This is a genomic window from Arthrobacter sp. B1805 (genome assembly GCF_002929745.1).
Classification (GTDB): domain Bacteria; phylum Actinomycetota; class Actinomycetes; order Actinomycetales; family Micrococcaceae; genus Arthrobacter_D.
On record NZ_PJIQ01000015.1, the window covers coordinates 82,159 to 91,692 of the forward strand.

Here is a 9,534-nt window from a genome sequence, read left to right on the forward strand (position 1 = left end):
GGAAGCCCCATTGAATACGGCTACAGAGCAGCCCGCAGCCGAAGCTCCGGCTGCAGGCGCAACTGAAACCGCGTCGGCTGACGCGAACCGTGGCCGCGGCAACGCCCGCGGTGGCGAGCAGCGCGGCGGTAACTCCCGCGGCGGCGAGCGTGGCGGCCGTGGTGGCCGCGACGGGCGCGACGGTGGGCGGAACGACGACAAGGACAAGTTCATTGAGCGCGTCGTCACCATCAACCGTGTCGCCAAGGTCGTCAAGGGTGGCCGTCGCTTCAGCTTCACCGCCCTCGTGGTGGTAGGCGACGGCAACGGTATGGTCGGCGTCGGCTACGGAAAGGCGAAGGAAGTTCCCTCCGCCATCCAGAAGGCCGTGGAGGAAGCCAAGAAGACGATGTTCCGCGTTCCGCGCATCGGCGGCACCGTCCCGCACCTGGTGCAGGGCGAGGCAGCAGCCGGAGTCGTCCTTCTCCGTCCCGCGTCCCCGGGTACCGGTGTTATCGCCGGTGGTCCGGTGCGCGCTGTCCTGGAGTGCGTCGGTATCCACGACGTCCTCTCCAAGTCGCTCGGTTCCGCGAACGCCATCAACATCGTTCACGCAACCGTTGACGCGCTGAAGCGCCTCGAAGAGCCCCAGGCAGTCGCGGCCCGCCGCGGCCTGCCCCTCGACGAGGTCGCATCCCACCAGATGCTGCGCGCGATCGCAGCTCAGAAGGCAGGTGCGTGATGACCGCGATCACTCCGAAGCGAGTACTGGTGAGCTCGGCGAAGCTCGAGATCACCCAGATCAAGTCCGCTATTGGCGGCAAGCAGAACCAGCGCGACACGCTGCGGTCACTCGGCCTCAAGCGGATCGGCCACACCGTGGTTCGTGAAGCCGATGCCGTCACCGTTGGCATGATCAACACGGTTCCGCACCTCTTGAAGGTTGAGGAGGCCAACTAATGGCAGAGAAGAACACCGCGGCTCCGGCCGCGACCGAAGCGAACGCAGAGCGTGTGCACACCCTGAAGGTCCACCACCTGCGACCCGCACCGGGTGCCAAGACGGCGAAGACCCGTGTTGGCCGTGGTGAGGGTTCGAAGGGTAAGACCGCAGGCCGTGGCACCAAGGGAACTGCAGCCCGCTACCAGGTGAAGGCAGGATTTGCCGGCGGCCAGCTGCCGCTGCACATGCGCCTCCCCAAGCTGCGTGGCTTCAAGAACCCGTTCCGCGTCGAGTTCCAGGTCGTGAACCTGGACAAGCTCTCCGAGCTGTACCCCGATGGCGGCGACGTCACGGTGGACAGCCTGGTGGCGAACGGTGCCGTCCGCAAGAACCAGCCCGTCAAGGTGCTGGGAACCGGCGAGATCACCGTGGCCGTCAACGTGTCGGCTGACGCCTTCTCGGCATCCGCTGCAGAGAAGATCGTCGCGGCCGGCGGAACCGTCACCGAGCTGTAGGTCGTCGGTCGACCCTTTCCCGGCTGGTCCGGGGGAGGGGTCGGCTGTGATCGAGAGCATCGAGGAACTAGACTTCTGGTGGGCAGGGCTGGATCAGCCCACCAGGAGTCTTTTTTCGGCTCAGCCGCCCCATCACCTGCCGGTGCCGTCGCACCGGTGACCAACCGTTAGACTCGGTTGTTGTGTACGGTCCGCAAAGGACCAACAGACCTTCAGGAGGACGCTTGCTTAGCGCTATTGGCCGGGCTTTCCGGACGCCAGACTTGCGGCGCAAGCTGTTGTTCACGCTGGGAATCATCACCATCTTCCGCCTGGGTGCGTTCATCCCCGCTCCGGGCGTCGACTACGGCAACGTCCAGCAGTGCCTCGCCCTGGGTAACACCGAGGGCGGCCTGTACCAGTTCGTGAACCTCTTCAGCGGCGGTGCCCTTCTCCAGGTCTCCATCTTCGCACTCGGCATCATGCCGTACATCACGGCGAGCATCATCACGCAGCTCCTCCGGGTGGTCATTCCCCGCTTCCAGGAACTGCACCAGGAAGGCGCGCAGGGTCAGTCCAAACTGACCCAGTACACGCGCTACCTGACGATCGCGCTCGGCCTGCTGAACGCGACCACACTCGTGTCCCTCGCCCGCTCGGGAGCGCTGCTGGGCAACTGCCCGGTTCCGCTGATCCCGGACGACAGCCTCATCACCATCATGCTGTTGATCATCACCCTCACGGCCGGCACCGGCCTCATCATGTGGATGGGTGAGCTCATCACCGAGCGCGGTGTCGGCAACGGCATGTCGCTGCTCATCTTCACCGCCATTGCAGCAGGCTTCCCTACCTCTCTGGGCGAGATCCTCCGCACGCAGGGCGCCACCGTGTTCGCCTTCGTCCTCGCGATGGGTGTCGTCGTCGTCGCCCTCGTGATCTTCGTGGAGCAGTCCCAGCGGCGCATCCCCGTGCAGTACGCCAAGCGCATGGTGGGCCGTCGGACGCTCGGGGGCAGCAGCACCTACATCCCGATCAAGGTCAACATGGCCGGCGTCATCCCCGTGATCTTCGCGTCCTCGATGCTGTACCTCCCGAGCCTCATCGCGCAGTTCAACACGCCGCAGGACGGAACCGCCCCGGCCGCGTGGGTCAACTGGATCACCACCTACCTGACGAGTGGGGACCACCCCCTCTACATGGCGATGTACTTCCTGCTGATCGTCTTCTTCACCTACTTCTATGTCGCCATCACGTTCAATCCGGACGAGGTGTCCGAGAACATGAAGAAGTACGGCGGATTCATCCCCGGCATCCGTGCCGGACGCCCCACCGCCGAGTACCTCCAGTACGTGCTCTCCCGGATCACCCTGCCAGGTGCCATCTACCTGGGCCTGGTGGCGCTGATCCCGCTCATCGCGCTGGTCGCCATCGGTGCGAACCAGAACTTCCCGTTCGGTGGCACCTCGATCCTCATCATGGTCGGAGTGGGGCTGGAGACCGTAAAGCAGATCGACGCACAGCTTCAGCAGCGTCACTACGAAGGGTTGTTGCGTTGACGAGAATGCTGATCATCGGTCCACCAGGTTCAGGCAAGGGCACCCAGGCTGCGCGGATCTCCGAGCGGCTCGGCGTCGTGGCCATCTCGACGGGCGACATCTTCCGGGACAACGTGAAGCGGGAGACACCGCTGGGCCTCGAGGCCAAGAAGTATATGGACGCGGGTGATTTCGTCCCGGACAGCGTGACCAACAGCATGGTCCGGGATCGGCTGGCGGCCGACGACGTGCAGGAGGGTTTCCTGCTCGACGGCTACCCGCGCACTGCTGCCCAGGTCGCAGAGCTCGACGACATCCTCCGTGAGAACGAGTTGGAGCTCGACGTCGTGCTGCAGCTCACGGCCGACGACGAGGAACTCGTCAAGCGGCTTCTCGGTCGCGCGAAGCTCGACGGACGCTCGGACGACAACGAGCAGGTCATCCGCCACCGCCTCGGCCTGTACCACGACCAGACCGAAGCAGTCGTGTCGCGCTACGACGAGCGTGGCATCGTCACGAAGGTCGACGGCCTCGGGACCATCGACGAGGTCACCGAGCGCGTCATGGCAGCCCTCAAAGTCGCAAGCTAGGAATTCCGCATGTTCCGTCAGCCCAAGGTCGAGTACAAGACGACCAGTCAGATGCTCGTGATGCGTGAAGCAGGGCTGGTGCTGTCGGACGCGCTCGACCGTACGGTCGCGGCAGCCACGGTCGGAGTCACCACCGCGCACCTCAACGAGGTGTTCGAGGGTGTCCTCCGGGAGGCGGGCGCCACCTCGAACTTCCTCGGATACCACGGGTTCCCGGCGAGTATCTGCACGTCGGTGAACCACGAGGTCGTCCATGGGATCCCGGGTGGATACACCCTCCAGGACGGGGACATCATCTCGATCGACGGCGGCGCCGTCGTGCGGGGCTGGCATTCCGACTCCGCTCGCACCGTGATCGTCGGAACCCCGCGTCCCGAGGACGTCCGGCTGTCGAGCGTGACCGAGGAAGCGATGTGGCGGGGAATCGCCGCTCTGGCCTCCGCGCGGTTCGTCGGGGACATCGGAGCGGCGATCGACGACTACGTGTCATCGGTTCCGGGGCCGCCCCTGGGAATCCTCGAGGACTACGTAGGGCACGGCATCGGGACGGCGATGCACCAGGCGCCGGACGTCCTCAACTACCGCAGCTCCAACCGTGGGCCGAAGGTCCGGCCGGGCCTGTGCCTCGCGATCGAGCCGATGCTGGTGCAGGGAAGCCTCGAGACGGCCGTGCTCGACGACGAATGGACGGTCGTCACCACGGACGGCAAGCGCGCGTCCCAGTGGGAACACAGTGTGGCAGTGCACGACGGCGGAATCTGGGTTCTGTCTGCCCAGGATGGGGGAGCCTCCCGGCTCGAGCCCCTCGGCGTCACTCCCGCGCCGCTGGCCGGCTGACGAGCCGATTTAACTATCGGGCGCCATTAGCGTAGAGTCGTCTGTTGGTTGTCTCTGCTTTTCGTGCCCATTTGGGCCCCGGAGACCTCCCGCGCGAGAGTTTCGGCTCCCTGCGGGTTCGACAATCAAAACCCTAAACCCGTCTGCCATGCAAATGGCGGGCATAGACGTTAGCGGAGGATATGGCCAAGAAAGACGGTGTCATTGAGATTGAAGGCACTGTGAACGAGGCGCTGCCCAACGCGATGTTCCGCGTTGAGTTGGCCAACGGTCACATTGTTCTCGCCCACATCTCGGGAAAGATGCGCCAGCACTACATTCGAATCCTTCCTGAGGACCGGGTCGTAGTGGAACTCAGCCCGTACGACCTCACCCGGGGCCGTATTGTCTACCGCTACAAATAAGAATCAACTCGAAGGAAAACCATGAAGGTCAACCCGAGCGTGAAGCGGATCTGCGAGAAGTGCCAGGTGGTTCGCCGCAAAGGCAACGTTCTCGTCATCTGCGAGAACCCGCGCCACAAGCAGCGCCAGGGCTAAGAGCCTCTCCCGAGGCTCTTCCCACGCGTAGAAGTACATTCAACGGCAGAACAGCGTTCCCTCGAGGAACGTACACCCCCGGCTCGGAGGCCGGGGACCGGGCCACACGGTCCGGGGACGTTCTGCTCCATACCTCCGGTAACACCAAAGGAGAACCGCCACCATGGCACGTCTCGCTGGCGTAGACATCCCCCGCGAAAAGCGGGTAGTCATCGCGCTTACCTATATCTACGGCGTGGGCAAGACCCGTGCAGAGAAGACGATCGTCGACACGGGGATCTCCCCGCACACGCGCGTCAAGGATCTCAGTGACGCAGAGCTGGTCCAGCTCCGCGACTACATCGAAGGCAACTTCAAGGTCGAGGGCGACCTCCGCCGCGAGGTCGCAGCCGACATCCGCCGCAAGGTCGAGATCGGCAGCTACGAAGGCATTCGGCACCGCCGCGGCCTTCCCGTACGTGGACAGCGTACGAAGACCAACGCTCGTACCCGCAAGGGCCCGAAGCGCACGGTCGCAGGCAAGAAGAAGGTCGGACGCTAGATCCCCACTGGCTCCCTCACGTGACTCGCTTGCGCTCGTCACGCCAGGGGACCCTCGCCAGCGGAGGCCCCTGTCATCAGGAGTTCCGGCACTACCGATCAGCCGATCACTGCTTTACCCAATACCTTCGTAGGAGAAGTAATGCCCCCCAAGACTCGTGGAGCGGTTCGTAAGCCGCGTCGCAAGGACAAGAAGAACATCGCGCTCGGTCAGGCGCACATCAAGAGCACCTTCAACAACACCATCGTGTCCATCACGGACCCCAGCGGAGCAGTCATCTCCTGGGCTTCCGCCGGTGAGGTTGGCTTCAAGGGCTCACGCAAGTCCACCCCGTTCGCTGCGCAGATGGCTGCAGAAGCCGCTGCGAAGCGTGCCCAGGAGCACGGCGTCCGCAAGGTCGACGTCTTCGTGAAGGGTCCGGGATCGGGTCGCGAAACGGCAATCCGCTCGCTGCAGGCCACGGGCCTCGAGGTCGGCTCCATCTCGGATGTCACCCCGAGCGCGCACAACGGCTGCCGCCCGCCGAAGCGCCGCCGCGTCTAATCAGCTTCGCGGTCACCGTGCCGCCTTGCCGGAGCTCATGTTCCGGCAAGGCGGTTCGGTGCCGTTTCCAGGAGCTTTTGAGCCGGCTCACCAGCAGTCCCGCCCATTTAGAAGCGTCATATAGCGGATGCTTCCTGAAAGGAAATGTAAGTGCTTATTGCACAGCGCCCCACCCTGACTGAAGAAGTAGTCGCCGACAATCGCTCACGGTTCGTCATCGAACCGCTCGAGCCCGGTTTCGGCTACACCCTCGGCAACTCGCTCCGCCGTACGCTGCTGTCCTCGATCCCCGGTGCTGCCGTCACGAGCATCCGCATCGACGGCGTGCTGCACGAATTCACCACGGTTCCCGGGGTGAAGGAGGATGTCACCGAGATCATCCTCAACATCAAGAACCTCGCCGTCTCCTCGGAGCACGACGAGCCCGTCGTCGCCTACCTGCGCAAGCAGGGCCCCGGCGTCGTCACGGCTGCGGACATCGCGCCTCCCGCAGGCGTCGAGTTCCACAACCCAGACCTCCACATCGCGACCCTCAACTCGAAGGGCAAGTTCGAACTCGAACTGACCATCGAGCGTGGACGCGGTTACGTATCGGCCTCGCAGAACAAGTCCGGCGATTCCGAGATCGGCCGCATCCCGGTCGACTCGATCTACTCGCCGGTCCTGAAGGTCACCTTCCGCGTGGAAGCCACGCGCGTCGAGCAGCGCACCGACTTCGACAAGCTGATCGTCGACGTCGAGACGAAGGACGCCATCGCCCCGCGCGACGCCGTCGCCTCTGCCGGCACCACCCTGGTGGAGCTGTTCGGCCTCGCCCGCGAGCTGAACACCGCTGCCGAGGGCATCGAGATCGGCCCGTCGCCGACGGACGCAGCTCTTGCTGCCGACATGGCGCTGCCGATCGAGGACCTGGAACTCACGGTCCGCTCGTACAACTGTCTCAAGCGCGAGGGCATCCACTCCGTGGGTGAACTCGTCGCACGCTCCGAAGCCGACCTCATGGACATCCGCAACTTCGGTGCGAAGTCCATCGATGAGGTCAAGGCCAAGCTCGTCGAGCTGGGTCTGAACCTGAAGGATTCCCCTCCAGGCTTCGACCTCGCCGCCCGCGCTGCCGCTATCGAAGAGGACGACGCCGCCTACGGCGACGAAGAGCTCTAACACGTAATCCGGCCGTCCCGTTGCTGGGAAGCGACGGGACGGCTACCTAATGAGGAGAAACAATCATGCCCACACCCACCAAGGGCCCACGTCTCGGAGGCGGTCCGGCGCACGAACGCCTGATGCTCGCCAACTTGGCCGCCTCACTGTTCGAGCACAAGCGCATCACCACCACGGTGACCAAGGCCAAGCGCCTTCGCCCCTACGCGGAGCGCCTCATCACGTTCGCGAAGAAGGGCGACCTCGCGTCGCGTCGCCGCGTCCTCGGAGTCATCAGCAGCAAGAGCATCGTCCACGAACTGTTCACGGACATCGCTCCCGCTGTCGCCAACCGCGAGGGTGGCTACACCCGCATCACCAAGATCGGCAACCGCAAGGGCGACAACGCTCCCATGGCGGTCATCGAACTGGTCCTGGAGCCCATGTCGGCCAAGCAGTCCGTCGTTGCCGAGGCCGAGCAGGCCAAGGCCCCGGCCGCTGCAGCAGCTCCTGTCGCCGAGTCCGTCGATTCGCCCGAGTCAGCTGACTCGGTCGATTCGGTCGATTCCGCAGAGTCGGCCGAGTCTGCAGCATCTGCCGAAGAGGTCGCAGCAGAGGACACGACGGTGGATGCCGAAGCCGGTACCGCTGACGAGGTCGTCGTCGTCGAAGGCGACGTCGCCGACGAGAAGAAGTAATTCTTCCCACCCGTCGCACGCCATGACAACGCCTGAGCCCGCCGCCCCCACTGGGGACGGCGGGCTTTTGCGTGTCCGTCTCGACATCGCCTACGACGGCGCCCCGTTCTCGGGCTGGGCCCTGCAGCCTGGCCGGACGACGGTCCAGGGCGTGCTCGAGGAAGCCCTCCACACCCTCCTTCGCCGACCTGCGCGACTCACCGTCGGAGGGCGGACCGATGCGGGTGTCCACGCCCGGGGACAGGTCGCGCACGTCGACCTGACGCACGCCGAGTGGGCCGGCATGCCCAGGGGGCGTGAAGCCCAGCCGGCGGACGCCTTCCTGCGACGGTTGACCGGCACCATCAACCGCGCCCTGGTGGACGAGACCTCGGGCCGCGGACGATCCGTCCGGAACTCGGTCCCTCCCGTCGTCGTGCGTGCCGCCGTGCCGGCGCCCGGTGGATTCGACGCGCGCTTCTCGGCGCTGTGGCGCCGCTACAGCTACGCGATCGCGGATACTGCCACGGGACAGGACCCGCTCGGTCGGCACACCACGCTCTGGTACCCCGCGCCCCTCGATGTCGCACTGCTGAACGAGGGTGCGGGGCACCTGCTCGGGATGCAGGACTTCAAGGCCTTCTGCAAGCCCCGCGAGGGTGCCACGACGATCCGCGAGCTGCAACGCTACGAGTTCGCCCGCGGGCACGACGGCGTCATCACAGCGACCGTCCAGGCCGACGCCTTCTGCCACAACATGGTCCGCGCGCTCGTCGGCTCGACCCTCCGTGTCGGATCGGGCGAGATGGCCCCCGGCTGGCTCGCGGAAAGACTGGCCGCTCGCGTCAAGGATGCGCAGTCCATCCTGGCCGCACCCCACCCGCTCGTCCTGGAGGAGATCGCGTATCCGGGGGACGCAGAAGTGGCTGCGCGGGCGGAGCTCACCCGTGCCAGGCGGAACGTCTCCCATCTCGCCGCGCACCAGGGGCTCCCCGGCGGGGCCGACGACGTCTAGGCCAGCAGCACGAAGCTCGCGAAGGCAGCAAGGAGCATGCCGGGTCCGAACGGGAAAGTCGATCCACGAGACCCCCGGCGCAGGAGAAGGACGCCGACGCCGGCCAGGCCTCCCAGGAGGAAGCCTCCGAGGAGCGTCCCCATCCACGCTCCGGCTCCTGCCCAACCGCCGAAGACTCCGAGGATGGCGGCCAGCTTGACGTCGCCCATGCCCATCCCGGCGGGGGAGAGGAGCGCCAGCAGGAAGTACACGGCGAAGAGCGCCGCGCCGCCCGCCACCGCGCCGAGAAGGCCGATCCAGTGGCCGCTCGCAGCTCCCGCGAGGAGCACCAGGGGCAGTGTCACCGCCGCGAAGCGGACGAGGATGACGTTGGGCAGCAGTTTCGACTGTCCGTCGACCGCTCCGAGCAGGACGCCGAACGCGGCGAGGGTTCCCACCAGCGGGACGTTCCACCACTGCTCCGTCACCACGCTTCCTGCGCCCGCCAGGAGTGCCGCACACAGGGCCAGGGGCAGGCGCCAGGCGGGTGGCAGCGCAGAGCGTGGATTCCTGGCGGCCAGAGGAGTCACCGCATAGGTGGTCGCCGCAGCCACGACGGCCATGAGGAGGGCAAGGACCACCTAGATGTACCCGGCCATGAGGTTGGTGGCGTTTCCGGTCTTGTGAAAGGGGAGAACCTCCGGGCTTAGTGGAGATGTCTGA

At 65.5% G+C, this 9,534-nt stretch carries 14 protein-coding genes; 13 read left to right on the top strand and 1 reads right to left on the bottom strand.

The window, feature by feature from the left end:
• Nucleotides 1-10 precede the first annotated feature (10 nt).
• The 13 genes from rpsE to CXQ96_RS15080 all read left to right on the top strand — a co-directional run bounded on the left by rpsE (nt 11) and on the right by CXQ96_RS15080 (nt 8,832).
• Nucleotides 11-721, top strand: coding sequence for a 30S ribosomal protein S5 (gene rpsE, locus CXQ96_RS15020; protein WP_104118814.1), 711 nt, complete (start codon nt 11-13; stop codon nt 719-721).
• Nucleotides 721-939, top strand: coding sequence for a 50S ribosomal protein L30 (gene rpmD / locus CXQ96_RS15025; protein WP_104118815.1), 219 nt, complete (start codon nt 721-723; stop codon nt 937-939). Before rpsE ends, rpmD begins: the two co-directional genes overlap by 1 nt.
• On the top strand, nt 939-1,436 hold the full coding sequence (gene rplO / locus CXQ96_RS15030) for a 50S ribosomal protein L15 (protein WP_104118816.1): 498 nt from the start codon (nt 939-941) through the stop codon (nt 1,434-1,436). Before rpmD ends, rplO begins: the two co-directional genes overlap by 1 nt.
• Before the next feature lie 224 nt (nt 1,437-1,660).
• Nucleotides 1,661-2,971 (top strand): preprotein translocase subunit SecY, encoded by a 1,311-nt coding sequence (gene secY, locus CXQ96_RS15035; RefSeq protein ID WP_104118817.1) that lies wholly within the window; start codon nt 1,661-1,663, stop codon nt 2,969-2,971.
• Nucleotides 2,972-2,976: 5 nt separating this feature from the next.
• Entirely contained in the window at nt 2,977-3,540 is a 564-nt protein-coding gene (locus tag CXQ96_RS15040; protein ID WP_104118818.1) for an adenylate kinase, read from the top strand.
• 9 nt (nt 3,541-3,549) lie between these two features.
• Entirely contained in the window at nt 3,550-4,377 is an 828-nt protein-coding gene (gene map, locus CXQ96_RS15045; RefSeq protein WP_104118819.1) for a type I methionyl aminopeptidase, read from the top strand.
• 182 nt (nt 4,378-4,559) lie between these two features.
• Entirely contained in the window at nt 4,560-4,781 is a 222-nt protein-coding gene (gene infA / locus CXQ96_RS15050; RefSeq protein ID WP_019481515.1) for a translation initiation factor IF-1, read from the top strand.
• Between the two features lie 21 nt (nt 4,782-4,802).
• Nucleotides 4,803-4,916: a 50S ribosomal protein L36 gene (gene rpmJ, locus CXQ96_RS15055; protein WP_043440658.1), complete on the top strand. Its 114-nt coding sequence runs from the start codon at nt 4,803-4,805 to the stop codon at nt 4,914-4,916.
• Nucleotides 4,917-5,079: 163 nt separating this feature from the next.
• Entirely contained in the window at nt 5,080-5,457 is a 378-nt protein-coding gene (gene rpsM, locus CXQ96_RS15060) for a 30S ribosomal protein S13 (RefSeq protein ID WP_104118820.1), read from the top strand.
• 141 nt (nt 5,458-5,598) lie between these two features.
• Nucleotides 5,599-6,000: a 30S ribosomal protein S11 gene (gene rpsK / locus CXQ96_RS15065; RefSeq protein ID WP_104052715.1), complete on the top strand. Its 402-nt coding sequence runs from the start codon at nt 5,599-5,601 to the stop codon at nt 5,998-6,000.
• Between the two features lie 150 nt (nt 6,001-6,150).
• Entirely contained in the window at nt 6,151-7,161 is a 1,011-nt protein-coding gene (locus CXQ96_RS15070) for a DNA-directed RNA polymerase subunit alpha (protein WP_104118821.1), read from the top strand.
• A gap of 65 nt (nt 7,162-7,226) precedes the next feature.
• Complete coding sequence (gene rplQ / locus CXQ96_RS15075) at nt 7,227-7,838, top strand: 50S ribosomal protein L17 (RefSeq protein WP_104118822.1); 612 nt, start codon at nt 7,227-7,229, stop codon at nt 7,836-7,838.
• Nucleotides 7,839-7,860: 22 nt separating this feature from the next.
• The gene (locus CXQ96_RS15080) at nt 7,861-8,832 is read left to right on the top strand and encodes a tRNA pseudouridine(38-40) synthase TruA (protein ID WP_104118823.1); all 972 of its coding nucleotides are present in this window, start codon (nt 7,861-7,863) and stop codon (nt 8,830-8,832) included.
• On the opposite strand, the gene CXQ96_RS15085 is transcribed toward CXQ96_RS15080, so the two are convergent.
• Nucleotides 8,829-9,452: an A24 family peptidase gene (locus CXQ96_RS15085; RefSeq protein WP_104118824.1), complete on the bottom strand. Its 624-nt coding sequence runs from the start codon at nt 9,450-9,452 to the stop codon at nt 8,829-8,831. The two genes, CXQ96_RS15080 and CXQ96_RS15085, sit on opposite strands and share 4 nt — an antisense overlap.
• Nucleotides 9,453-9,534 lie beyond the last annotated feature (82 nt).